Origin of the sequence: Streptomyces sp. NPDC017979 (assembly GCF_044328175.1) — a bacterium.
GTDB lineage: Bacteria > Actinomycetota > Actinomycetes > Streptomycetales > Streptomycetaceae > Streptomyces.
In genome coordinates this window covers 53,653-78,699 of sequence record NZ_JBIRGU010000021.1, presented here as the reverse complement: position 1 = coordinate 78,699, position 25,047 = coordinate 53,653, and the positions used below count along the sequence as shown (strand labels likewise).

At 69.9% G+C, this 25,047-nt stretch carries 15 protein-coding genes; 11 read left to right on the top strand and 4 right to left on the bottom strand.

Annotated elements, in window-relative coordinates; all coding sequences use genetic code 11:
* Positions 1 to 94 precede the first annotated feature (94 nt).
* Both ACH4E8_RS33915 and acnA read left to right on the top strand, forming a co-directional pair.
* Positions 95 to 961 (top strand): phosphotransferase, encoded by an 867-nt coding sequence (locus tag ACH4E8_RS33915; protein ID WP_398455453.1) that lies wholly within the window; start codon positions 95 to 97, stop codon positions 959 to 961.
* 409 nt (positions 962 to 1,370) lie between these two features.
* Positions 1,371 to 4,085, top strand: a complete 2,715-nt coding sequence (gene acnA, locus ACH4E8_RS33910) for an aconitate hydratase AcnA (RefSeq protein WP_398455452.1) — start codon at positions 1,371 to 1,373, stop codon at positions 4,083 to 4,085.
* A 72-nt stretch (positions 4,086 to 4,157) separates the two neighbouring features.
* Here the strand turns inward: acnA and ACH4E8_RS33905 are convergent, their stop codons facing one another.
* The gene (locus tag ACH4E8_RS33905; RefSeq protein WP_398455451.1) at positions 4,158 to 8,039 is read right to left on the bottom strand and encodes a GH92 family glycosyl hydrolase; all 3,882 of its coding nucleotides are present in this window, start codon (positions 8,037 to 8,039) and stop codon (positions 4,158 to 4,160) included.
* A 529-nt stretch (positions 8,040 to 8,568) separates the two neighbouring features.
* Here ACH4E8_RS33905 and ngcE point away from each other — a divergent pair.
* The 9 genes from ngcE to ACH4E8_RS33860 all read left to right on the top strand — a co-directional run bounded on the left by ngcE (position 8,569) and on the right by ACH4E8_RS33860 (position 20,735).
* Entirely contained in the window at positions 8,569 to 10,020 is a 1,452-nt protein-coding gene (gene ngcE, locus ACH4E8_RS33900) for an N-acetylglucosamine/diacetylchitobiose ABC transporter substrate-binding protein (protein WP_398455450.1), read from the top strand.
* A 97-nt stretch (positions 10,021 to 10,117) separates the two neighbouring features.
* Positions 10,118 to 11,047, top strand: a complete 930-nt coding sequence (locus tag ACH4E8_RS33895) for a carbohydrate ABC transporter permease (RefSeq protein ID WP_398455449.1) — start codon at positions 10,118 to 10,120, stop codon at positions 11,045 to 11,047.
* Positions 11,047 to 11,976 carry a carbohydrate ABC transporter permease gene (locus ACH4E8_RS33890; protein WP_398455448.1) on the top strand — a complete coding sequence of 310 codons (930 nt, stop codon included), beginning with the start codon at positions 11,047 to 11,049 and terminating at the stop codon, positions 11,974 to 11,976. Before ACH4E8_RS33895 ends, ACH4E8_RS33890 begins: the two co-directional genes overlap by 1 nt.
* Before the next feature lie 171 nt (positions 11,977 to 12,147).
* Positions 12,148 to 13,332 (top strand): ROK family protein, encoded by a 1,185-nt coding sequence (locus tag ACH4E8_RS33885; RefSeq protein WP_398455447.1) that lies wholly within the window; start codon positions 12,148 to 12,150, stop codon positions 13,330 to 13,332.
* Positions 13,333 to 13,467: 135 nt separating this feature from the next.
* Complete coding sequence (locus tag ACH4E8_RS33880; protein WP_398455445.1) at positions 13,468 to 14,592, top strand: substrate-binding domain-containing protein; 1,125 nt, start codon at positions 13,468 to 13,470, stop codon at positions 14,590 to 14,592.
* Positions 14,593 to 14,732: 140 nt separating this feature from the next.
* Positions 14,733 to 15,521, top strand: a complete 789-nt coding sequence (locus ACH4E8_RS33875) for an ATP-binding cassette domain-containing protein (protein ID WP_398455472.1) — start codon at positions 14,733 to 14,735, stop codon at positions 15,519 to 15,521.
* On the top strand, positions 15,518 to 16,858 hold the full coding sequence (locus ACH4E8_RS33870; protein ID WP_398455444.1) for a sugar ABC transporter permease: 1,341 nt from the start codon (positions 15,518 to 15,520) through the stop codon (positions 16,856 to 16,858). Before ACH4E8_RS33875 ends, ACH4E8_RS33870 begins: the two co-directional genes overlap by 4 nt.
* 274 nt (positions 16,859 to 17,132) lie before the next feature.
* Positions 17,133 to 19,055, top strand: a complete 1,923-nt coding sequence (gene dxs, locus ACH4E8_RS33865) for a 1-deoxy-D-xylulose-5-phosphate synthase (RefSeq protein WP_398455443.1) — start codon at positions 17,133 to 17,135, stop codon at positions 19,053 to 19,055.
* A gap of 159 nt (positions 19,056 to 19,214) precedes the next feature.
* The gene (locus ACH4E8_RS33860; protein ID WP_398455442.1) at positions 19,215 to 20,735 is read left to right on the top strand and encodes an amino acid permease; all 1,521 of its coding nucleotides are present in this window, start codon (positions 19,215 to 19,217) and stop codon (positions 20,733 to 20,735) included.
* 391 nt (positions 20,736 to 21,126) lie between these two features.
* Here the strand turns inward: ACH4E8_RS33860 and ACH4E8_RS33855 are convergent, their stop codons facing one another.
* From ACH4E8_RS33855 to ACH4E8_RS33845, 3 genes are all read right to left on the bottom strand, one after another.
* Positions 21,127 to 21,504 (bottom strand): NTP pyrophosphohydrolase, encoded by a 378-nt coding sequence (locus ACH4E8_RS33855; RefSeq protein WP_398455440.1) that lies wholly within the window; start codon positions 21,502 to 21,504, stop codon positions 21,127 to 21,129.
* A gap of 69 nt (positions 21,505 to 21,573) precedes the next feature.
* Entirely contained in the window at positions 21,574 to 23,709 is a 2,136-nt protein-coding gene (locus ACH4E8_RS33850) for a 3-hydroxyacyl-CoA dehydrogenase NAD-binding domain-containing protein (protein ID WP_398455438.1), read from the bottom strand.
* Positions 23,706 to 24,923 carry a thiolase family protein gene (locus ACH4E8_RS33845; RefSeq protein WP_398455437.1) on the bottom strand — a complete coding sequence of 406 codons (1,218 nt, stop codon included), beginning with the start codon at positions 24,921 to 24,923 and terminating at the stop codon, positions 23,706 to 23,708. The genes ACH4E8_RS33850 and ACH4E8_RS33845 overlap by 4 nt, the downstream gene beginning before the upstream one ends.
* Positions 24,924 to 25,047: the final 124 nt, after the last annotated feature.

Below are 25,047 nucleotides of genomic sequence, written 5' to 3'. Positions count from 1 at the left end.
GGGAGAGATCGACACCGGGGCCGCGCCGAGCCGCGGAAGGCATCGAGCCGCAATATTCGGCACCGCATTCGCCCAGCCGTGCCAGGATCGGGGGATGGAGACGGCCGACGTCACACGCGCGATCGCGGCTGCGACTTCGGTCGCCGCATCGCTCGACCTGCCGACCGACGACGCGGTCGTCCTCCACGACTCGAACAGGTTGGCCCTGCGGTTGACGCCGTGCGACGTCCTCGCCCGGGTCGCCCCCGCGGAGCACGGGGCCGCGGGGTTCGAAGTCGATTTCGCCCGACTGCTCGCCCGGGTCGGCTGCCCGACGGGCCTGTTGGAGCCCCGGGTGGAGCCGCTCGTGCACACCCGCGACGGCTTCACGGTGACGCTGTGGACCTACTACGAACCCGTGACTGCGCACACCCCGCCGGCCGACTACGCCAAGGCGCTGGAGCGACTGCACGCCGGCATGCGCAGGGTCGACGCGCCGAGCCCGCGGTTCACGGACCGCGTCACGGAGGCGGCGGAGGTCGTCGCCAACCCGCACCGCTCGCCCGAGCTCGCCGCCGCGGACCGCGCGTTCCTCGGCGGCAGGCTGGCAAGCCTGCGACGGGCGATCGAAGGCCGCGGCGCCCCGGAGCAACTGCTCCACGGCGAGCCGCACCCGGGCAACGTGCTCGGCACCGAGCACGGCCCGCTCTTCATCGACCTTGAGACCTGTTGCCGCGGGCCCGTCGAGTTCGATCTCGCCCACGTCGCCGAGGCGGTCTGCGAGCACTACCCGAACGTCGACCGAGAGCTGCTGGACGACTGCCGACAGCTCGTGCTCGCGATGGTCGCGGCCTGGCGTTGGGAGCGCGGCGACCAGCTTCCCAACGGGAGGCGCTTCGGCGGGGAATTCCTGCGCCTGCTGCGCGCGGGGCCGCCCTGGCCGACGCTCGACGAGGTCGCCCGGCGACTGGACGGTTCGTAGAAGACGCCGAGGGGCTCGGAAGTCCGACGCGTCCAGGACGAAATGCGGCAGCCGGGCCCGTTCGCCGTAGCCCGCACGGCCGCCGGTGGTCACCGCGCACGGTCCGGCCCGGGAAGCTTCCGGCTGGTCAGCACGGCCGGCGCACCAGCCGAACCGGACGTTCCACCCGGCGTAGACCGGCCTCGGTCGGCCGTGCTCGACCGTCGATGCGGCGCGGTCATGCACGGGCCCGCGCATGACCGCGCCGCATCGATGTACTAGAGTTATCTCGACATCGAGATAACTGCCCGGGCGTACCGCAGTCGCCATCCCGGTAAGGGTTACCTAACTAAGCCCTACCTTAGCGGATCGATGAGGGGCCATGGCGGCAGCATGACGTAGTACGCGCACATTGATGAAGGAGACTGTCGTGTCGGCGAACAGCTTCGACGCCCGCAGCACGCTGCACGTGGGCGACGAGTCGTACGAAATCTTCCGGCTGGACAAGGTCGAGGGCTCCGCTCGTCTGCCCTACAGCCTGAAGGTGCTGCTGGAGAACCTGCTCCGCACCGAGGACGGCGCGAACATCACCGCCGACCACATCCGGGCGCTCGGCGGCTGGGACTCGCAGGCCCAGCCCAGCCAGGAGATCCAGTTCACGCCGGCCCGCGTGATCATGCAGGACTTCACCGGTGTCCCCTGCGTCGTCGACCTCGCCACCATGCGCGAGGCCGTCAAGGAGCTCGGCGGCGACGCCGCGAAGATCAACCCGCTCGCCCCGGCCGAGCTGGTCATCGACCACTCCGTCATCGCCGACAAGTTCGGCAGCAACGACGCCTTCGCGCAGAACGTCGAGCTGGAGTACGGCCGCAACCGGGAGCGCTACCAGTTCCTGCGCTGGGGCCAGACGGCCTTCGACGAGTTCAAGGTCGTCCCGCCCGGCACCGGCATCGTCCACCAGGTGAACATCGAGCACCTGGCCCGCACCGTCATGGTCCGCGGCGGCCAGGCGTACCCGGACACCCTCGTCGGCACCGACTCGCACACCACGATGGTCAACGGCCTCGGCGTGCTCGGCTGGGGCGTCGGCGGCATCGAGGCCGAGGCCGCCATGCTCGGCCAGCCGGTCTCCATGCTCATCCCGCGCGTCGTCGGCTTCAAGCTGACCGGTGAGCTGACCCCCGGCACCACCGCCACCGACCTGGTGCTCACCATCACCGAGATGCTGCGCCAGCACGGCGTCGTCGGCAAGTTCGTGGAGTTCTACGGCGAGGGCGTGGCCGCCACCTCGCTCGCCAACCGCGCCACCATCGGCAACATGTCGCCCGAGTTCGGCTCCACCGCCGCGATCTTCCCGATCGACGACGAGACGCTGAACTACCTGCGCCTGACGGGCCGTTCCAGCCAGCAGGTCGCGCTGGTCGAGGCGTACGCCAAGGAGCAGGGCCTGTGGCTGGACCCGGCCGCCGAGCCGGACTTCTCCGAGAAGCTGGAGCTGGACCTCTCCACGGTCGTCCCCTCCATCGCCGGCCCCAAGCGCCCGCAGGACCGCATCGTCCTCGCGAACGCCGCCGAGCAGTTCGCCCAGGACGTCCGCAACTACGTGGACGACGACGAGGAGGCGGGCAAGGAGTCCTTCCCGGCCTCCGACGCGCCGGCCTCCGCCAACGGCGTGCCGAGCCGCCCCACCCAGGTCACGGCCCCCGACGGGACCACGTACGAGATCGACCACGGCGCCGTCACCGTCGCCGCGATCACCTCCTGCACCAACACCTCGAACCCGTACGTCATGGTCGCCGCCGCCCTGGTGGCCAAGAAGGCGGTCGAGAAGGGCCTGACCCGCAAGCCGTGGGTCAAGACCACCCTCGCCCCGGGCTCCAAGGTCGTCACCGACTACTTCGACAAGGCGGGCCTGACCCCCTACCTCGACAAGGTCGGCTTCAACCTGGTCGGTTACGGCTGCACCACCTGCATCGGCAACTCCGGCCCGCTGCCGGAGGAGGTCTCCAAGGCCGTCAACGAGCACGACCTGGCCGTCACCTCGGTGCTCTCCGGCAACCGCAACTTCGAGGGCCGGATCAACCCCGACGTCAAGATGAACTACCTGGCGTCCCCGCCGCTGGTCGTCGCGTACGCCATCGCCGGCTCGATGAAGGTCGACGTCACGCGTGACGCCCTGGGCATCGACCAGGACGGCAAGCCGGTGTACCTCCAGGACATCTGGCCCACCGAGGCCGAGGTGAACGACGTCGTCGCCAACGCCATCGGCGAGGACATGTTCTCCAAGTCCTACCAGGACGTCTTCGCGGGCGACGCCCAGTGGCAGGCCCTGCCCATCCCGACCGGCAACACCTTCGAGTGGGACGCCGAGTCCACCTACGTCCGCAAGCCCCCTTACTTCGAGGGCATGCAGATGGAGCCCTCGCCGGTCGAGGACATCGCCGGCGCCCGCGTGCTGGCCAAGCTGGGCGACTCGGTCACCACCGACCACATCTCCCCGGCCGGTGCGATCAAGGCCGACACCCCGGCCGGCAAGTACCTCACGGAGCACGGCGTCGAGCGCCGCGACTTCAACTCCTACGGCTCGCGCCGGGGCAACCACGAGGTCATGATCCGCGGCACGTTCGCCAACATCCGGCTGCGCAACCAGATCGCGCCGGGCACCGAGGGCGGCTTCACCCGCGACTTCACCCAGGACGGCGGCCCGGTCGCCTTCATCTACGACGCCTCGCGCAACTACATCGAGCAGGGCACCCCGCTGGTGATCCTCGCGGGCAAGGAGTACGGCTCCGGCTCGTCCCGCGACTGGGCCGCCAAGGGCACCGCGCTGCTCGGCGTGAAGGCCGTCGTCGCCGAGTCGTACGAGCGCATCCACCGCTCGAACCTCATCGGCATGGGCGTGCTGCCGCTCCAGTTCCCGGAGGGCGCCAGCGCCGAGGCCCTCGGCCTGACCGGCGAGGAGACCTTCTCCATCACCGGTGTGACGGAGCTGAACGACGGCACCACCCCGCGCACGGTCAAGGTCACCACCGACTCCGGCGTGGAGTTCGACGCGGTCGTCCGCATCGACACCCCCGGTGAGGCGGACTACTACCGCAACGGCGGCATCATGCAGTACGTCCTGCGGAACCTGATCCGCGGCTGACGCACCACCGCAAGCGCACGAAGGGCCGCACCCCGCATCGGGGTGCGGCCCTTCGCCCTTCCCGTCCAGCCGCTACGAGAGCAGCTCCACCTCCGCCAGCGTCCCCGCGCCCGCCCCTGCGGCGGGCACCAGCCGGTACTTCGGGTACGCGCCCGGCGCGGCGATCGAGAACGCCCGGGTCTGCCGGTCCCAGGCGAACTCCTCGCCCGAGCGGCGGTCCAGGTCCTGCCAGCGGGTGCCGTCCCGCGAGCCCTGGAGGACCCAGCCCCCGGGCGCCTTCGCCGCCTCGGCGGACGTCAGGGTGTACTGCACCGCCCGGGTGGCCGCCGGCACCGGCAGATCGAGCACGCCGTCGGGGGCGACGGCCGCCGACGTCGCCGACGAGTCGTCGAAGAGCGCGCCGGCGCCCGCCAGCACGTCGGCCCACGGCTTCGGCACGGCGTCGTCCCGGGTGATGGAGACCGGCGCCGCGTCCTTGCCGGTGCCCCACGACGACGGCTCCGGTCCCATCGCGAACTCCAGGGTGCCGCCGCGCGCGACGGCGGAGTGCGGCAGCGCGGTGGAGTTCCACGCCTTGCCGTTCACCTTCAGGCCCTGCACGTAGACGTTCTCCGCGCTGTTCTTCGGCGCCTTGACCACCAGCTTGCGACCGTCGTCCAACTCCACGGTCATCTTGGTGAACAGCGGCGAGCCGATCGCGTACTCCCCGCTGCCCATCACCAGCGGATAGAAGCCCATCGCGGAGAACAGGTACCAGGCCGACTGCTCGCCGTTGTCCTCGTCGCCGTGGTAGCCCTGCCCGATCTCGTTGCCCACGTACAGCCGGGACAGCACCTCGCGCACCTTCTCCTGGGTCTTCCAGGGCTGCGACGCCGCGTTGTACATGTACGTGGCGTGGTGGGCGACCTGGTTGGAGTGGCCGTACATGCCCATCCGGACGTCCCTGGCCTCCGTCATCTCATGGATGACCTGGTCGTACGAGCCCTTGAACTCGGGCGACGCGGTCTCCGGGGTGGCGAAGTAGGCGTCCAGCTTCTTGCCGAGCCCCGCCCGGCCGCCGTACAGGTTCGCCAGGCCCCGGCTGTCCTGCGGGGCGGTGAAGGCGTACCCCCAGCCGTTGGTCTCGGTGTAGTCGTGGCCCCAGACCCGCGGGTCGTACTTGTCGCTCGGTACCCGCCATCCGCCCTTGAGGTCCCGGCCCTGGAAGAATCCGGCCCCGGCGTCGAAGAGCGTGGTGTAGTTCCGCGCCCGGTTCAGGAAGTACTCGGCCTCCTCCCGGTAGCGCTCCTTGCCCGTCTTCTTGTGCAGCGCCTGCGCCATCTTCGCGATGCCGAAGTCGTTGAGGTAGCCCTCCAACGACCAGGACAGGCCATCGTGGGTCGCGGTGGCGGCGTAGCCGAGGAAGGGCGAGGTCGCCATGCCCTTGCGGCCGACGCCGGAGGAGGGCGGCACGACCGTCGCGTTCTTCAGGGCCGCCTCGTACGCCGCCTCGGCGTCGAAGCCGCGCACGCCCTTCACGTACGCGTCCGCGAAGGCCACGTCCGAACTGGTGCCGGTCATCAGGTCCGCGTAGCCGGGGGACGACCAGCGGGAGATCCAGCCGCCGTCCCGGTACTGCTGGACGAAGCCGTCGACCAACTCGCCGGCCTTCTCGGGGGTGAAGAAGGAATACGCCGGCCAGGTGGTGCGGTAGGTGTCCCAGAAGCCGTTGTTGACGCACACCTTGCCGTCGACGATCTTCGCGCCGGTGTGGGTGGGGGTGTCCTGCCCGGTCATCGGGGAGAACGGGCTGGCGTACCGGTAGCGCGGCTTCGCCTTGCTGCCGGTGTTCTCGAAGCCGGAGTTCGGATAGAGGTAGAGCCGGTAGAGGCTGGAGTAGAGCGTCACCAACTGGTCCTCGGTGGCGCCCTCCACCTTCACGCGCCCCAGGAGTCCGTCCCAGGCGTCCTGGGCGCGCTCCTTGACCTGCTCGAAGCGGGTGCCCGCGGGGATCTGGTCGGCCAGGTTCTTCTTCGCCTGGTCGACGCTGATCAGCGAGGTGGCGATGCGCAGGTTGACCGTGCGGTCCGCGCCGGCGTCGAAGCGCAGGTGGCCGCGGACGCCGTCGACGCGCGAGTCGGTGACCGGCGCGTCGAAGACGCCGTGCACGAACAGCCGGGTGGCCCCGGTGGACAGCCCGCTCTTCACGTCCGAGTAGCCGGTGAAGGACCGGGTGGCCGGGTCGAGGGTGAGTCCGCCCTGCGGGGTGACGTTGTCGAAGAGGACGCTCGCGTCGTCACCGGGGTAGGTGAAGCGCATGGTGGCCGCGTGGTCGGTCGGCGTCAGCTCCGCCTTCAGGCCGTTCTCGAACGTCACGCCGTAGTAGTGCGGACGCGCGGTCTCGTTCTCGTGCCGGAAGGCCAGCGCGCGGGCGTCCTTGCCCGTGTCCGGGGTTCCGGAGGCCGCCGACGGCATGATCTGGAAGGTCTGCCGGTCACCCATCCAGGGGCTCGGCTCATGACTGGCGCTGAACGCCTTGATGGTGGGCAAGTTCGCCGCGTTGTTGCCGAGTTGGTAGTCGTAGAGCCACCCCGTGGAGTCGGCGCGGGTCACCGGGGTCCAGAAGTTGAAGCCGTGCGGCACGGCGGTCGCGGGGAAGGTGTTGCCGCGCGAGAAGCCGAACGCGGAGTTGGTGCCGCGGGTCGTCGACGCGTAGTCCGACACGCGCTCCGGCCGCGCTGCCTCCGGCGCCGGGGCCAGGACCAGGTCGTCCAGCCAACCCTGGAACTTCGCCGGGCCCTTCGCCGAGTCGTACGCCACCAGGATCCGGTCCACGGTCTTGCCGGCCGCCACCGAGCCGATCGCCGACGACACCGCGTTCCACTGGTTCGCGTACAGCCGCTTCGCGTCGCCCTGGCCCTGCGGGGTCAGCCGCCCGCCGTACGAGTCGACGGCGCCGAGGTCGCTGAGGTAGCTGCCGTCGGTGAAGGCCAGGTCCACCGCCACGTTGGTGGCCGCGTAGTCGAGGTCGCCGTCCGCCATCGCCGGGAAGACCTTGTACGACAGTTCCGTGTCCCGGCGCACGGCCGTGTCGACGTCGAAGACCTTGTTGTACGAGTGGGCCCGGCCCTGCGCCAGGTGGGTGCCGGCGTAGCGCAGCGCCCGGGTGCCGGTGAAGCCGACCCGCGCCTTCGCGGTGGGGGAGGAGTGCGGGCCGCGGTCCACCGTCGAGCGCATGTCGTCCGGCGGGGGCGGGGTCGTCCCTCCGTCGGAGAACTGCACGTCGGCGAGTTGGGTCTGGGCGGCGCCGCCGTTCGCGGTGATCTCCAGCCGGTAGTGCGGGTACGCCTCGACCTGCGCCGGGTCGCCCACGTCGTACGTCCTGGTCTGGAAGCGCTCGGCGAAGGTCTGGCCCGTGCGGGAATCCAGCACCTTCCACTGCTTGCCGTCGCTCGACCCCTTGAGGGTCCAGTCCTTCGGGTCGCGCGGGGCGTGGTCGTTCGCCGAGGTCAGGGCATAGGCGGCGACTTTGACCGGGGCGTCGGCGGTGAACTCGACCCAGGAAGTCGCGGCGAACTCCAACCACTTCGTATTCGGCTGAAGATCGACCAGGTTCTCCTTCACCTCGCCGCTGCCGGCGTTTTCTCCACTGGCGCGCACCTCTATCACCTTGTCGGTGACATTGCCCGGTATTCCGGTGGCGAATCCGCCGTTGACGCCGGATGACCGCTTCTTTCCGTCCGCTCCGACTTCCACGGTATTGCGCCAGTCCGGCTGGCGTTCGTCCGCTTCGAAAGAGGAGGTGAAGGAGGGCTCCGCGGGGGCCTTGGAAACCATTGCAGCGCTGGTCGGCAGGGCGAAGGCGGCGGATTGGCCGCTCGTCGCCAACAGGGCGGCGGCGGCCGCCAGGGCCGCCGTTCGGGTGGGGCCGTGCCGAGGGCCGGTCGGTCGTTGCCGACGTCTGGGTGTGGGCATCACGGGGCCTTCCTCCGTCTGGAAGCCACGGTGGACAACGTTGTCAGCGTCGATGCGTAAGCTCCAGTAGGGAGGTAAGTGCAAGGCGGTGTCAAGGGTGCTGACGCGGTGTCGGACTTGGAATCGGCCATTCCGCGAAGAATGATCAGGTCATGCAGAGCCGAGCGCGTCGACGCCGTGTCGTCCGAGATATCCGACAGGTCTCAACTCGGGAAAGACTGGAGGCCAACCTTGCTTTTGATCTTGCTCCCCTGACGGGAAGTGGACTATACCTGTCGGCGTCCGGGCAGCCGTGCGAACGCTGCGTCGCTGCGCGGGCCAGGGGGAGCGGGGGAGGCGCGCAGTCATGACCACACGACGTGCAGTCGTCCGTCCGTTTCCGCTGCCGAATGGTGCACTACCCAAGCTTCACTGAGTTTCCCCCGGGAAACCACAGCAATTGACCGCGGTGGCGGGGCCCTTCGCCGGGAGGCGAGACGGACGGGCGACTTGTTCACCGCCCAGTCCTGATGAAGGCGAGGACTAGAGCATGGGATCCACCTCCGCCCACGACGAGACCAACGCGGGTCTCGACCGTCGCAAGCTGATCAAGCGCTCCGCTGCGCTCGGGCTGCTGACGGTGCCGACGATGAGCTTCCTCTCCGCTTGTGCCAGCGGTGACGGCGGCGACGACGGAGACGTAGACAAGGGTGAGAAGAGCGACAAGAACCCGCTCGGCGTAAACGATTCCGCCGGGCTCGACTTCGTCCTCTTCGACGGCGGCTTCGGCAGCCAGTACGGCAAGGACGCCGTCAAGATCTACGAGAAGGACTTCCCCAAGGCGAAGGTGAAGTTCCACGCGACCCAGATGATCCAGAGCGAGCTCCAGCCGCGGTTCAACGGCGGCACCCCGCCGGACCTGATCGACAACTCCGGCAAAGAGCAGATGGACATGGGCGTCCTGGTCGGGCAGAAGCAGCTGCACGACCTCACCGAGCTGCTCGACGCCCCCTCCTACGACGACCCGAAGAAGAAGGTCCGCGACACCCTGCGGCCGGGCATCGTGGAGATGGGCCAGTTCGACGGCTCTCAGGTGTGGATCCTCTACTACTCCTACACCGTCTACGGCGTCTGGTACTCGCAGAAGCTCCTGGAGTCGCTCGACGCGACCTACCCGGAGACCTGGGACCAGATGCTGGCGGTCTGCGAGAAGGCCAAGAAGAAGGGCATCGCCGGCTGGACGTACGCCGGTGTCCACCCGTACTACATCCCCTTCTCGCTCTACCCGATGATCGGCAAGCGCGGTGGCAGCGAGGTGCTCGACGCCATCGACAACCTGGAGCCGAACGCCTGGAAGCACCCCGCGGTGAAGGACTGCTTCGAGGCGTACTACGAGCTGAAGCGGAAGGGGTACATCCTCGACGGCACCCCGGGTCTGGACCACATCCAGTCGCAGACCAAGTGGACCGAGAACAAGGCGCTCTTCATCCCCAACGGCTCCTGGGTGGAGAACGAGGCGGCGAAGACGATGCCGAAGGACTTCAACCTCGCCGTCGGCGCGCCCACCGGCCTCGACTCCGGCGACAAGCTGCCCTTCGGCACGCTGTGGGCCTCCGGCGGCGAGCCCTTCATCGTCCCGTCGAAGGCGAAGAACAAGGCCGGCGGCATGGAGCAGTTGCGCATCATGCTCAGCGAGGGCTCCTCCAAGAACTTCACCTCGCAGGTGAAGTCGCTGAGCGCCTACGACGGCGGCACCACCGGCATCGAGCTGTCCCCGGGCTTGAAGTCGGCCGTCGCCGCGCTGGAGAAGGCCGGCAAGAACGTGCTCAACCCGCGGATGCAGGACTGGTACGTCGCGCTCCAGAAGGAGAAGATCGGGGTCGGCGGACTGGGCGAGATGATGGCCGGCCGGCTCACCCCGACCGAGGCGATCAAGCGCATCCAGGGCTACGCCGACGAGGCCGCGAAGGACGACTCCATCAAGAAGTACAAGCACCAGTGATTCCCGTCGGGGCCCCGTCCCGGCGACCGGGGACGGGGCCCCGGCCCTCCACACGGCACCAGTGGTGCTTACCGCAGGTAGATCGGGGTCGGTAGGAATGCAACACGGCAAGTACCGTTTCATCGTGGGGTTCCTGGTGACGCCCCTGGCGCTGTACGCGCTCTTCGTCATCTGGCCGTTCGTCCAGTCCATCTACTACTCGTTCACGAACTGGAGCGGGCTGAGCCCGGAGTTCTCCATGGTCGGGTTCGACAACTACGCGAAGCTGCTGGACGACGACATCTTCTGGAAGTCCCTCCAGCACAGCCTGACCTTCGCGGTGGTGCTGCCGCTGATCACCCTCGGGCTCGCGCTCTTCTTCGCGTTCATGATCAACGTGGGTGGTCGCCGTCGCAAGGGCGCCGCCATCGCGGGCGTGCGCGGCTCCTCGTTCTACAAGATCGTGTACTTCTTCCCGCAGGTGCTGTCGATCGCGATCGTGGCCCTGCTGTTCAAGTTCGCGTACAACCCCAGCGACGGAGCCATCAACTCCTTCCTGAAGGGCATCGGCCTCGGCGACGTGCAGCCCGACTGGCTGGGCGACCCCGACCTGGCGCTGATGTGCGTGATGGCGGTCCTCGTCTGGTCGACGGTCGGCTTCTTCGTCGTCCTGTTCTCCGCGGCCATGGCCTCCATCCCCCGGGACTTCTACGAGGCGGCCCTGCTGGACGGCGCCAGCCGGTTCACGACCTTCTTCAAGATCACCCTGCCGCTGCTCTGGGACACCGTGCAGTCGGGGTGGATCTACATGGGCATCCTGGCGCTGGGCGCCGAGTCCTTCGCGGTCGTGCAGATCATGACCGTCGGGCCGAACGGCGGCGGTCCCGACTACTCGACCATCGTCCTGCCGCTGTACGTGTACCAGAAGGCGTTCCGGGACGGCCAGGCCGCCTACGCGACGACCATCGGCGTCTCCCTGCTCCTCGTCACGCTGCTGTTCGCGGCCGTGGTGATGCGGCTGGGCCGGCGCGAGCGGCTGGAGTACTGATGAAGACGACTGACACCACCACGGCCGACGTCGCGGGCGACGGCGAGCCGGTGACCAAGACGACGTCGGCGCCCGTGCGCACCGAGCCCAAGCGGGGCAAGGGCGAGGGCGGGGTCCTCAACGTCTTCTCGCACGGCGTGCTGGTCATCTGGGCGATCATGGTCGTGCTGCCGCTGCTCTGGGCGGTGATGACCTCCTTCAAGACGGACAAGGCGATCTTCACCTCGCCCTGGTCGCTCCCCGACAAGTTGCACTTCGAGAACTGGTCGCGCGCCTGGAGCGAGGCGCACATGAGCGACTACTTCCTCAACACCGTCCTGGTGGTCGGCGGCTCGCTGCTCGGCACCCTGCTGCTGGGCTCGATGGCGGCGTACGTGCTGGCGCGCTTCGAGTTCCCGGGGAACCGGTTCATCTACTTCCTCTTCATCGGAGGAATGAGCTTCCCGGTCATCCTGGCGCTGGTGCCGCTGTTCTACGTGCTCCAGAACATGTCGCTGCTGAACACCCTGCACGGTCTGATCCTGGTGTACATCGCCTACTCGCTGCCGTTCACGGTCTTCTTCCTGACGGCCTTCTTCCGCACCCTGCCGACCTCGGTCGCCGAGGCGGCGTTCATGGACGGGGCCTCGCACACCAGGACGTTCTTCCAGGTCATGCTGCCGATGGCGAAGCCCGGGCTGATCAGCGTGGGGATCTTCAACTTCCTGGGGCAGTGGAACCAGTACCTGCTGCCGACCGTGCTGAACACCGATCCCGACCGCAAGGTGCTCTCCCAGGGCCTGGTGCAGTTGGCGGTGAGCCAGGGGTACAAGGGCGACTGGTCGGGCCTCTTCGCCGGTCTGGTGATGGCGATGCTGCCGGTGCTGGCGGCGTACGTCATCTTCCAGCGGCAGGTGGTGGCCGGTCTGACCGCGGGCGCGGTCAAGTAGCGGCCCGGGGCGCGCGCTCCGCCGACGCTCCCGCACCCCGCTCCGTACGCACGCCCCCCGGCCGGGTTCCGCCGGGGGGCGTCGCGGTGCTCAGGTCTTGACGTGATGAGCCCCGGACGGTCAGCTTGGAGTTCATTAGTTGTACGCAAGCTGGGCGGGAGTGGTGGGTCGATGGAGACTCCGGGTTCGCAGACGTCGTTGCACCGGGCCAATCTGGAGCGGGTGGTGCGGGCCGTCCGCATGGCCGGGTCGCTCACCCAGGCCGAGATCGCCCGGAGTACCGGTCTGTCCGCGGCCACCGTCTCCAACATCGTCCGCGAGCTGAAGGAGCGGGGGACGGTCGAGGTCACGCCCACGTCGGCGGGCGGCCGGCGGGCCCGCTCGATCTCGCTGCGCGGTGACGCGGGCATCGTGGTCGGGGTGGACTTCGGCCACACCCACCTCAGGGTGGCGGTGGCGAACCTGGCCCACGACGTGCTGGCCGAGGAGAGCGAGCCGCTGGACGTGGACGCCTCGGCCGGCGCGGGCTTCGACCGCGCGGAGGAGATGGTCGACCGGCTCGTGCGGGCCACCGGCGCGGCCCCCGGCAAGGTCGTCGGCGTGGGCCTCGGGGTGCCCGGACCGATCGACGGCGAGTCCGGCACCATCGGGTCCACCGCGATGCTGCCCGGCTGGGTCGGCGCCAACCCGGCCAAGGAGATGTCCGAGCGCCTCGGCGTCCCCGTCCACGTCGACAACGACGCCAACCTCGGCGCGCTGGGCGAACTGGTGTGGGGCGCGGCCCGCGGGGTGTCCGACCTGGCGTACATCAAGGTCGCCGGCGGGGTCGGCGCCGGCCTGGTGACCGGCGGCCGGGTCTACCGGGGCCCCGGCGGCACCGCGGGGGAGATCGGCCACATCACCCTGGACGAGTCCGGCCCGGTCTGCCGCTGCGGCAACCGAGGCTGCCTGGAGACCTTCGCCGCCGTGCGGTACGTGCTGCCGCTGCTGCACTCCAGCCACGGCCCGGACATCACGATGGAACAGGTGGTCCGGCTGGCGCAGGGCGGGGACCCGGGCTGCCGCCGGGTCATCGCGGACACCGGCCGGCACATCGGCAGCGGGGTCGCCATGCTGTGCAACCTGCTCAATCCGAGTCTGGTCGTGCTCGGCGGCGAGATCGCGGACGCCGGTGAACTGGTCCTCGCGCCGGTACGGGAGTCGGTCTCGCGCTACGCCATCCCCAGCGCCGTACAGCGGCTGTCCGTGGTCCGCGGCGAACTGGGCGCCCGTGCCGAGGTGTTGGGCGCCGTCGCCCTGGTGCTCAGTGAGATGGGTGATTCCAGCGTGCTGGCGCAGAGTGTCCCGAAATCCTGAGATGACTTCACTTAGAGAACGCATGGCACCGTTGTCATCTCGTTAAGGATTTACTCCTTGACGCTGGCTACGGGGCCGAGTTGACTGCCTGCCACCTCGGCCGCAACGTCGCGGCCCCGTCAGGGAGGTTCCAGGATGAACGCACGTCTGCGTCGTTGCGCGATCGCCGCCGCCACCACCGCGCTGGCCGTCGCGCTCGCCGCCTGCGGCAGCGCCAAGGAAGCCGGTGACAAGGGCAAGGAGGGGGACGGGGCCAAGGAGGGCGCGAAGGGCGACGACATCACCGTCGGCCTGCTGCTCCCGGAGAACCAGACCGCGCGCTACGAGAAGTTCGACAAACCCCTGATCGAGAAGAAGGTCGGCGAGCTCACCGGCGGCAAGGCGAAGGTCGTGTACGCCAACGCCAAGCAGGACGCCAGCCTCCAGACCCAACAGGTCGACACGATGATCACCAACAAGGTCGACGTGCTGATCCTCGACGCCGTCGACTCCAAGGCGATCGCCGGCGGGGTCAAGAAGGCCAAGGAGGCGGGCATCCCCGTCGTCGCCTACGACCGCCTGGCCGAAGGGCCGATCGACGCCTACACCTCGTTCGACAACGAAGAGGTCGGCCGGGTCCAGGGCAAGGCGCTGCTCGACGCCCTCGGCGACAAGGCCAAGACGGGCCAGATCGTGATGATGAACGGCTCCGTGACCGACCCCAACGCCGCCCTGTACAAGAAGGGCGCCCACTCCGTCCTGCACGGCAAGGTCACCATCGGCCGGGAGTTCGACACCAAGGAGTGGAAGCCGGAGAACGCCAACTCCAACATGGAGAGCGCGATCACCGCCCTCGGCAAGGACAAGATCGTCGGCGTCTACTCCGCCAACGACGGCATGGCGGGCGGCATCATCACCGCCCTGAAGGCCGCCGGCGTCACCGCCCTGCCGCCCGTCACCGGCCAGGACGCCGAACTCGCCGCCGTCCAGCGCATCGTCGCCGGAGAGCAGTACCAGAGCGTCTACAAGCCCTACTCGGGCGAGGCCGACGCCGCCGCCGAGATGGCCGTGGCGCTGGCCCAGGGCAAGGACGTCAAAGCCGTCGCCCGGCAGACCGCCGACAGCCCGACGACCAAGGGCGTCCCCGCGGTGCTGGTCCCCGTCGTCTCGCTGACCAAGGACAACATCAAGGACACCGTGATCAAGGACGGCATCTACGCGCCCACCGAGATCTGCACCCCGAAGTACCGGGCCGCCTGCGACAAGCTCGGCCTGAAGTGACCCACCCCGTCTGAAGCAGCAGCGGGAGCCGGGGCCGGGAGGCCCCGGACCGCCGCGAAGCCCGTCCGGTGCCCGCCGTCCCACACCCCGCCGACGGCGGGCACCGGGCGCACCCCCCCCGCCGTGTGGCGGTGAAGGAGTTGGTTCATGTGTCCGCTGCGCCCGTACTGGCGTTGCGAGGGGTCTCGAAGCGGTTCGGCGCCGTCCAGGCCCTCACCGACGTGGAGTTGGAGGTGCACGCCGGTGAAGTGGTCGCCCTCGTCGGCGACAACGGCGCCGGAAAGTCCACGCTGATCAAGACGATCGCCGGCGTCCACCCCATCGACGACGGCGTCGTCGAGTGGGACGGCCGGCCCGTGCGCATCGACAAGCCGCACGACGCCCAGGAGTTGGGCATCGCCACCGTCTACCAGGACCTCGCGCTCTGCGACAACCTGGACGTCGTCGGCAACCTCTTCCTCGGCCGGGAGCTGCGCAAGGGCGGCGTCCTCGACGAGATCGAGATGGAGCGCCGCTCCCACGAGCTGCTCACCACTTTGTCCATCCGGATTCCGAGCGTGCGCATCCCGATCGCCTCGCTCTCCGGCGGGCAGCGCCAGACGGTGGCCATCGCCCGCTCCCTCCTGGGCGACCCCCGGCTCGTGATCCTCGACGAGCCGACCGCGGCGCTCGGCGTCGAGCAGACCGCCCAGGTGCTCGACCTGGTGGAGCGGCTGCGCGAGCGCGGGCTCGCCACCATCTTGATCAGCCACAACATGGCGGACGTGAAGGCCGTGGCGGACCGGGTCGCGGTGCTGCGGCTGGGGCGCAACAACGGGGTGTTCGAGATGAGCGCCACCTCCCAGGAAGAGATCGTCTCCGCGATCACGGGTGCCACGGACAACGCGGTGACCCGACGCGCGGCGCGCAGTGAGGAGTCCGTCGCATGAGCGCGCAGAACACGAGTGGCTCACCGGGCGACGGCGGCGCGGCGAAGACGTCCCTCGCCAAGCCGTCGGCCGCGTCCAGCGGCGCGGTGCCCGCGCCCGCCGCCGCGGGCGACGCCGTCGTCGCCGTCGACCCCCGGCTGCTCGTCCGCGAACAGGGCTTCGCCGGCTACCTCGCCGAGTTCACCCGACGGATGCGCACCGGCGAACTGGGCTCGGTCCCCGTCATCGTCGGACTCGTGGTGATCTGGGTCACCTTCCAGTCGTTGAACTCCGCCTTCATGTCGGCGCAGAACGTCTCCAACATCTCCGTCGACATCGCCGGCACCGGGCTGATCGCCGTCGGCGTCGTCTTCGTGCTGCTGCTCGGCGAGATCGACCTGTCCGTCGGCTCGGTCAGCGGTCTGGCCGGCGCCGCCTTCGGCGTCCTCAACGTCACCCACGGGGTCCCGGAGTGGCTGGCGCTGCTGCTCGCCGTCCTCGCCGGCACCGCGGCCGGCGTGCTCCACGGCTTCTTCTTCGCCCGGATCGGCGTCCCCGCCTTCGTCGTCACCATGGCCGGGCTGCTGGCGTGGAACGGGCTGATGCTCCAGATCCTCGGCGCCAACGGCACGATCAACCTCGACGACTCCGGCCTGGTCGCCAAGCTCACCAACTACTACTTCTCCGACATCGCCGCCGCCTACGGGCTGGCGACGGTCGCCGTCGCGGGCCACTTCCTCGCCGCCTTCCTCGGTGCCCGCAAGCGGGCGGCGGCCGGCGTGCCGTCCCGCCCGCTGAGCGAGCTGGCCCTGCGGACCGTCGCCCTCGCGGTGCTCTGCTACACCGCGGCGTACCTGCTCAACCAGTACAAGGGCCTGCCGCTCGCGCTGGTCATCTTCGTCACCGTGGTCGTCGTCACCGACTTCGTACTGCGCCGCACCGCCTTCGGCCGCAAGGTCTTCGCGCTCGGCGGCAGCATCGAGGCGTCCCGGCGCGCCGGGATCAACGTGGCCGCCGTCCGCATCGCCGTCTTCGCCATCGCCAGCACCCTCGCCGCCATGGGCGGCCTGATGATCGCCTCGAAGATCAACGCGGCCAACCAGGGCGCCGGCTCCGGCGACCTGCTGATGAGCTCCATCGCCGCGGCCGTCATCGGCGGCACCAGCCTCTTCGGCGGCCGCGGCCGCACCTGGTCCGCCCTGCTCGGCGTGCTGGTGATCGTCTCCATCCAGAAGGGCCTCCAGTTGGAGAGCATCGCCGAGCCCGTCAAGTACATGATCACCGGCGGGGTGCTGCTGGCCGCCGTCGTCATCGACTCCGTCTCCCGTCGTACGCAGAAGGCCGCGGGCAGAGCCTGACGCCCACCGCCCCCGGTGCCCGGCCCCCGCGACCCGCGGGGGCCGGGCACCACCCGTCCACGCCCCTGCCGCAGTGAGAGGTGCGTCACAAGGGACCCGGGAGTCGCAGGGCAACGGCCGACGTCGGGACGGGGCGGTCAGTTGTTCCCGAGGTGAGATGCGGCCCCTTCGGTAGCGGTCCGGTGGCGGAACATTAGACTCGGTCAGATCGCAAGGCTGTTCCGCGACGACTCGACCAGCTCATACGCCCAGCTCAACACGCAAGGAGGCACGGGTGACGCTGCTTACCCGTATCAGGGGACCGCGCGATCTGGACGGGCTCAGCCCGGAGCAGTTGGATCAGCTGGCCGAGGAGATCCGCACCTTCCTCGTCGACGCAGTCTCCAAGACCGGTGGCCACCTCGGCCCGAACCTCGGCGTGGTCGAGCTGACCATCGCCCTGCACCGGGTCTTCGAGTCCCCGAAGGACAAGATCCTCTGGGACACCGGCCACCAGAGCTACGTGCACAAGCTGCTCACCGGCCGCCAGGACTTCTCCCGGCTGAAGATGAAGGGCGGCCTCTCCGGCTACCCCGCGCGCGCCGAATCCGACCACGACGTGATCGAGAACTCGCACGCCTCCACGGTCCTGGGGTGGGCGGACGGGTTGGCCAAGGCGAACGAGGTGCTGCGCAAGGACGACCACGTGGTCGCGGTCATCGGTGACGGTGCGCTGACCGGCGGCATGGCCTGGGAGGCGCTGAACAACATCGCCGCCGCCAAGGACCGCCCGCTGGTCATCGTCGTCAACGACAACGAGCGCTCCTACGCGCCGACCATCGGCGGCCTCGCCAACCACCTCGCGACCCTGCGCACCACCGACGGCTACGAGCGCTTCCTGGCGCGTGGCAAGGACCTCCTCGGTCGCACCCCGGTGGTCGGCAAGCCCCTCTACGGGACCCTGCACGGCGCGAAGAAGGGCCTGAAGGACTTCATCGCCCCGCAGGGCATGTTCGAGGACCTGGGCCTGAAGTACCTCGGCCCCATCGACGGCCACGACATCGAGGCCCTGGAGTCCGCGCTGGCCCGCGCCAAGCGCTTCGGCGGGCCCGTCATCGTGCACTGCCTCACCGAGAAGGGCCGCGGCTACCAGCCCGCCCTCCAGGACGAGGCGGACCGCTTCCACGCCGTCGGCAAGATCCACCCCGACACCGGACTGCCGATCGCCAGCTCCGGCCTCGACTGGACGTCCGTCTTCGGCGAGGAGATGGTCAAGCTCGGCGAGGAGCGCCCCGACGTGGTGGCGATCACCGCCGCCATGCTCCAGCCGGTGGGCCTGGACAAGTTCGCCAAGGCGTTCCCGGACCGCGTCTACGACGTGGGCATCGCCGAGCAGCACGGCGCGGTCTCCGCGGCCGGGCTCGCCACCGGCGGCGTCCACCCGGTGTTCGCGGTGTACGCCACCTTCCTGAACCGCGCCTTCGACCAGGTGCTGATGGACGTCGCCCTGCACGACTGCGGCGTCACCTTCGTCCTGGACCGGGCCGGCGTCACCGGCACCGACGGCGCCTCCCACAACGGCATGTGGGACATGTCGATCCTCCAGGTCGTGCCCGGGCTGCGGATCGCCGCACCGCGCGACGCCGACCAGGTCCGCGCCCAGCTCCGCGAGGCCGTCAGCGTCGACGACGCCCCCACCGTGGTCCGCTTCTCCAAGGGCGCGGTCGGCCCTTCGGTCAAGGCCGTCGGACGGATCGGCGGCATGGACGTGCTGCGCGAGCCCGGCACGGACCGGCCCGACGTGCTCCTGGTCTCCGTCGGCGCGCTCGCCCCGATGTGCCTGGAGGTCGCCGACCTGCTCGACGCGCAGGGCATCTCCACCACCGTCGTCGACCCCCGCTGGGTCAAGCCCGTCGACGAGGCCCTCGCCCCGCTCGCGGACACCCACCGCGTCGTCGTCACCGTCGAGGACAACGTCCGCGCCGGCGGCGTCGGATCCGCGGTCGCCCAGTCGCTGCGCGACGCCGGCGTGGACGTGCCGCTGCGGGACTTCGGCATCCCGGCGCGCTTCCTCGACCACGCTTCCCGCGCCGAGGTGATGGCGGAGATCGGCCTGACCGCCCCGGACATCGCCCGCCAGGTCACCGGCCTGGTCTCCCGGCTCGACGGCCGCTTCGAGGACACCGAGAGCGAGACCGTGGAGCCGGTCCGCGACTGACCCGGCAAGGGGCCGCACGGCCCTGAGCCGGACCCGGGCCGGAAGGACACCCTGGACGGGTGGACCTTCCGGCCCATTCGCGTGAAACCCACCCGTATGGACCCCTGCGGCCCGCACCGCGTCCCGATCATGTCGGGACGACAAGTGTGGAGGTCCACGGTGAGCACAGAGACAGGCCCCGAGTCCAGGGCGGGCGCCTTCCGTACGAAGTCCGTCGAGCAGTCCATCCGGGACACGGAGGAGCCGGAGCACGCACTCAAGAAGTCCCTCTCCGCACTGGACCTCACGGTCTTCGGCGTCGGCGTCATCATCGGCACCGGCATCTTCGTCCTCACCGGCGCCGTCGCCAAGGAGAACGCCGGCCCCGCCACCGCGCTCGCCTTCGTCGTGGCCGGCGTCGTCTGCGGCCTGGCGGCCCTGTGCTACGCGGAGTTCGCCTCCACCGTGCCGGTCGCCGGCTCCGCGTACACCTTCGCGTACGCCTCCCTCGGCGAACTGCCGGCCTGGATCATCGGCTGGGACCTGGTGCTCGAATTCGCCCTCGGCACGGCCGTCGTCGCCGTCGGCTGGTCCGGCTACCTGCGCTCCCTGATCGACAACGTCGGCTGGCACCTGCCCGCCGCGCTCTCCGGTACGAACGACGTCACCGGCTTCGGCTTCGACCTGCTGGCGTTCCTGCTGGTGCTGGCGCTGACCGTGGTCCTCGTCATCGGGATGAAGCTGTCCGCGCGGGTCACCTCGCTGATCGTGGCCATCAAGGTCGCCGTCGTGCTGATCGTGATCGTCGCCGGGTCCTTCTTCGTCAAGGCGTCCAACTACGACCCCTTCATCCCGCCGTCGGTCCAGGCGGCCGGCGAATCCGGCCTCCAACAGCCGTTGATCCAAGCGCTGTTCGGCTACGCACCCACCAACTTCGGCGTCATGGGCATCTTCACCGCGGCGTCCGTCGTCTTCTTCGCCTTCATCGGCTTCGACGTGGTGGCCACGGCGGCGGAGGAGACCAAGCTCCCGCAGCGCGACATGCCGCGCGGCATCATCGGCTCCCTGTTCATCTGCACCGTGCTCTACGTGGCGGTCTCGATCGTGGTCACCGGCATGCAGAAGTACACCGACCTGTCGATCGACGCCCCGCTCGCCGACGCGTTCAAAGCGACCGGACACCCCTGGTACGCGGGCGTCATCAGCTTCGGGGCCGTCATCGGACTGATGTCGGTCTGTCTGATCCTGCTGCTGGGGCAGACCCGGGTGTTCTTCGCGATGAGCCGGGACGGGCTGCTGCCGCGGTTCTTCTCCCTCACCCACCCGCGCTTTCGCACGCCGTACCGCGCGACGGTCCTCCTGGGCGTGGCGATCGCGATCATCGCGGGCTTCACCAACATCGAGGAACTCGCGGTGCTGGTGAACATCGGCACGCTGTTCGCGTTCGTGGTCGTCGCGCTGGGCGTCCTCATCCTCCGCCGCACCCGCCCCGACCTCCCGCGCGCCTTCCGCACCCCGCTGGTCCCCTGGCTTCCGATCGCCTCGGTCGCCGCGTCGCTCTGGCTGATGCTGAACCTGCCGACGGAGACGTGGCTGCGGTTCGGGGCGTGGATGGTGCTGGGGGTGGTGGTGTATTACGCGTACGGCCGCCGCCACAGCCGCGTGGGCCGCGACGAGCGCGGCGGCGACCTGAGCGCGTAAGTCGCCGTGCGGCGGGCGTTGCGGGGCGTCCGCGGCCCGTGCTGCGCCGGACGGCAAGTGCTCTGAGACGCTCGCGCCGCAACGGTGGGCGTTCACCGGTCTCTGCGGCCCGTCTGTGGCTTGTCGCGCAGTTCCTCGCGCCCCTGATGGTCTACCCCCGTCGGTCATCTGCGGGCCGAGTGTCTGACAACCCGCGGCAGCCAGGGGCGCTGGGCGTGCCCCACGCCCTCTGGGCGTGGGGGGAGGAACTGCGCGACAAGCCCACCACCGGCCCGCGCAGACCAACGCGGCCCGCAGGGCTACGGCGGGAGTGTCCAGGGCGCGCGAGGACGCGGGCCGCAAGGGCGACGGCAAGCCGTCACGTACCGCGCCACGGCGCAAGCGCACCCGCTCAGGGGGCGTACACCGTGCGGGGGCCCAGACGGGTCGCGCCCGCCAGAGCCACGCGGTCGCGCAGGCCGCGGTCCGACGTGACCACCGCGCACGCACGGCCCGCGCGCCCCGCCTCCGCCGCCAACTCGGCGATCAGGTCGTCACCGCTGCCGCGCGCCTCCTCGATCCGGACGCCCGCCACGGGCGCCACGCCCCGCGCCGCGCCCTCCACGACCAGGACCACTTCCAGGGGCCCCGGCAGGCCGGCGACGCCCGCGGCGGCGAGCGGGGCCAGCCGGTCCCGCAGTCGCCCCGCGGCCGCGCGGCGGTCGCGCCACCAACCGTCGGGCACGGAGCCCACGACGTTCGCACCGTCGACGATCAACAGGGTCCGCATCGTCGTCTCCTCGTCGAATGGAAAGGGGCCGTACGGAAGCGTTCCGCACGGCCCCTTTCGTACACCAGGTCAGGCGGGGACGCTCGCCACCCCACCCGCGAGGAACGTCTTGCCGTTCACCCGCTCCGAGACGCCCTCACGGTCCAGGTACGGCGTGATGCCGCCCAGGTGGAAGGGCCAGCCCGCGCCGGTGATCAGACAGAGGTCGACGTCCTGCGCCTCGGCCACGACGCCCTCGTCCAGCATCAGACCGATCTCCTGCGCCACGGCCTCCAGCACCCGCGCCCGCACCTGCTCCTCGGTCAGCACGACGTCGCCCTGCACCAGCAGCGCGGCGACCTCGGGGTCCAGCTCCGGCTTGGCCGGATTGCCGTCGGCATACACGTAGAAGCCCCGCTTGCCCGCCTTGACGACCGCCGCCAGGTTCGGCGAGACCGTGAAGCGGTCCGGGAAGGCGCGGTTCAGGGTCTCGGAGACGTGCAGCCCGATCGCCGGACCCACCAGCTCCAGCAGCACCAGCGGGGACATCGGCAGGCCCAGCGGCTCGACCGCCTTCTCCGCCACCGCGACCGGAGTGCCCTCGTCGATCACGTTCTGGATCTCGCCCATGAATCGGGTCAGGATCCGGTTCACGACGAACGCCGGGGCGTCCTTCACCAGCACCGCGGTCTTCTTCAGCTTCTTCGCCACCCCGAAGGCGGTGGCGAGGGAGGCGTCGTCCGTCTTCTCCCCGCGGACGATCTCCAACAGCGGCAGCACCGCGACCGGGTTGAAGAAGTGGAAGCCGACGACCCGCTCCGGGTGCTTCAGCTTCGAGGCCATCTCGCTCACCGAGAGCGAGGAGGTGTTGGTGGCCAGGATCGCGTGCGCCGGCGCGACCGCCTCGACCTCCGCGAACACCTGCTGCTTGACGCCCATCTCCTCGAAGACGGCCTCGATGACGAAGTCGGCGTCGGCGAAGCCCGCCGCCTTGTCCAGCACGCCGGTCACCAGCCCCTTGAGGCGGTTGGCCTTGTCCTGGTTGATCCGGCCCTTGCCGAGCAGCTTGTCGACCTCGCCGTGGACGTACGCCACGCCCTTGTCGATGCGCTCCTGGTCGATGTCGGTCAGCACCACCGGCACTTCGAGGCGGCGCAGGAACAGCAGCGCGAGCTGCGAGGCCATCAGGCCCGCGCCGACGACGCCGACCTTGGTGACGGGACGGGCCAGGTTCTTGTCCGGTGCGCCCGCCGGCCGCTTGCCGCGCTTCTGCACCAGGTTGAAGGCGTAGATGCCGCTGCGCAGTTCGCCGCCCATGATCAGGTCGGCCAGCGCCCGGTCCTCGGCGTCGAAACCGGCCTGGAGGTCGCCGTCCTTGGCCGCGGCGACGATGTCCAGCGCGCGGTAGGCCGCCGGGGCGGCGCCGTGCACCTTGGCGTCGGCGATCGCCCGCCCGCGGGCCACCGCGGCGTCCCAGGCCGCACCGCGGTCGACCTCGGCGCGCTCCACCGCGGTGGCGCCGGTCAGCACCGAAGCGGTCCACAGCAGCGACTGCTCCAGGAAGTCCGCGCCGTCGAAGAGGGCGTCGGCGATCCCCAGGTCGTGGACCTGCTGGCCCTTCAACTGACGGTTCTGGTTGAGCGAGTTCTCGATGATCACGGACACCGCGCGGTCCGCGCCGATCAGGTTCGGCAGCAGGGCGCAGCCGCCCCAGCCGGGCACCAGACCGAGGAAGACCTCGGGCAGCGAGAAGGCCGGGATCGCCCGCGAGACGGTGCGGTACGTGCAGTGCAGGCCGACCTCGACGCCGCCGCCCATCGCCGCGCCGTTGTAGTACGCGAAGCTGGGCACCGCGAGGGAGGCCAGCCGCTTGAAGACGTCGTGGCCGCTCTTGGCGATGGCGAGCGCGTCCTCGTGGCGGGCGACCCGCTCCACGCCCTTGAGGTCGGCGCCGACGGCGAAGATGAACGGCTTGCCGGTGATGCCGACGCCGACGATCGAGCCCTCGGCCGACTCCCGCTCGACCTGGTCGAGCGCGGCGTCCAGGTTGGCCAGCGACTGCGGGCCGAAGGTGGTCGGCTTGGTGTGGTCCAGGCCGTTGTCCAGGGTGATCAGCGCGAACCGGCCGGCCCCCGGCAGATCCAGATGGCGTACGTGCGCGCTGGTGACGACCTCGTCCGGGAAGAGTTCGGCCGCACCCTTCAGCAGTTCAGCGGTGGTGCTCACTTGTCCCCCTCGAAGTGCGGGTTCTCCCAGATGACGGTCGCGCCCATGCCGAAGCCGACGCACATGGTGGTGAGGCCGTAGCGGACCTCGGGCTGAGCCTCGAACTGGCGGGCGAGCTGGGTCATCAGCCGGACGCCGGAGGAGGCCAGCGGGTGGCCGTAGGCGATGGCCCCGCCGTACTGGTTGACCCGCGGGTCGTCGTCCGCGATGCCGTAGTGCTCCAGGAACGCGAGCACCTGGACGGCGAACGCCTCGTTGATCTCGAACAGGCCGATGTCCTCGATGGACAGGCCCGCCTGGGCCAGCGCCTTCTCGGTCGCCGGGATCGGTCCGTACCCCATGACCTCCGGCTCGACGCCGGCGAAGGAGTACGCCACCAGGCGCATCTTGACCGGGAGGCCGTTCTCGCGCGCGAAGTCCTCGGAGGCGATGACGGCGGCGGTGGCGCCGTCGTTCAGCCCGGCGGCGTTGCCCGCGGTGACCCGGCCGTGGGTGCGGAAGGGGGTCTTCAGCCCGGCGAGGTTCTCCATCGTGGTGCCGGGGCGCATCGGCTCGTCCTGGGTGGCCAGGCCCCAGCCGGTCTCCCCGCCCTCGGGGGTGGTGCGGCGGATCGCGATCGGCACCAGGTCCTGCTGGATCGTGCCGTTGGCGTACGCCTTGGCCGCCTTCTCCTGGGAGCGGACGGCGTACTCGTCGGCGCGCTCCTTGGTGATGGAGGGGTAGCGGTCGTGCAGGTTCTCCGCGGTCATGCCCATGAACAGGGCGGACTCGTCGACCAGCTTCTCGCTGACGAAGCGGGGGTTGGGGTCGACGCCCTCGCCCATCGGGTGGCGGCCCATGTGCTCCACGCCGCCGGCGATGACCACGTCGTACGCGCCGAAGGCGATCGAACCGGCGGTCGTCGTCACGGCGGTCAGCGCACCGGCGCACATCCGGTCCACGGAGTACCCCGGGACGGACTGCGGCAGCCCCGCGAGGATGCCGGCGGTGCGGCCGATGGTCAGGCCCTGGTCGCCGATCTGGGTGGTCGCGGCGATGGCGACCTCGTCGATCTTCGCGGGGTCGAGGGCCGGGTTGCGGCGCAGCAGCTCCCGGATCGCCTTGACGACGAGATCGTCGGCGCGGGTCTCGTGGTAGATGCCCTTCGGGCCCGCCTTGCCGAACGGGGTGCGGACGCCGTCGACGAAGACGACGTCCCTGACGGTACGAGGCACGATGGCTCTCCTCCAGGGTGCGGGATGGCACTGCTGCGGGGCGCGTGCCGAGCGGGGCTAAGCGCGCGCTTCCTGCTCATGCTACTTACGAGTAACCCTAGTGCCCACCCCTCACGCGTCGAGC

Excerpts from the sequence above, each read along its gene's own strand:
- ACH4E8_RS33915 (WP_398455453.1), top strand. The coding sequence starts at position 95 with ATGGAGACGGCCGACGTCACACGCGCGATCGCGGCTGCGACTTCGGTC.
- ACH4E8_RS33905 (WP_398455451.1), bottom strand. The coding sequence starts at position 8,039 with ATGCCCACACCCAGACGTCGGCAACGACCGACCGGCCCTCGGCACGGC.
- ngcE (WP_398455450.1), top strand. The coding sequence starts at position 8,569 with ATGGGATCCACCTCCGCCCACGACGAGACCAACGCGGGTCTCGACCGT.
- ACH4E8_RS33895 (WP_398455449.1), top strand. The coding sequence starts at position 10,118 with ATGCAACACGGCAAGTACCGTTTCATCGTGGGGTTCCTGGTGACGCCC.
- ACH4E8_RS33890 (WP_398455448.1), top strand. The coding sequence starts at position 11,047 with ATGAAGACGACTGACACCACCACGGCCGACGTCGCGGGCGACGGCGAG.
- ACH4E8_RS33885 (WP_398455447.1), top strand. The coding sequence starts at position 12,148 with ATGGAGACTCCGGGTTCGCAGACGTCGTTGCACCGGGCCAATCTGGAG.
- ACH4E8_RS33880 (WP_398455445.1), top strand. The coding sequence starts at position 13,468 with ATGAACGCACGTCTGCGTCGTTGCGCGATCGCCGCCGCCACCACCGCG.
- ACH4E8_RS33870 (WP_398455444.1), top strand. The coding sequence starts at position 15,518 with ATGAGCGCGCAGAACACGAGTGGCTCACCGGGCGACGGCGGCGCGGCG.
- ACH4E8_RS33855 (WP_398455440.1), bottom strand. The coding sequence starts at position 21,504 with ATGCGGACCCTGTTGATCGTCGACGGTGCGAACGTCGTGGGCTCCGTG.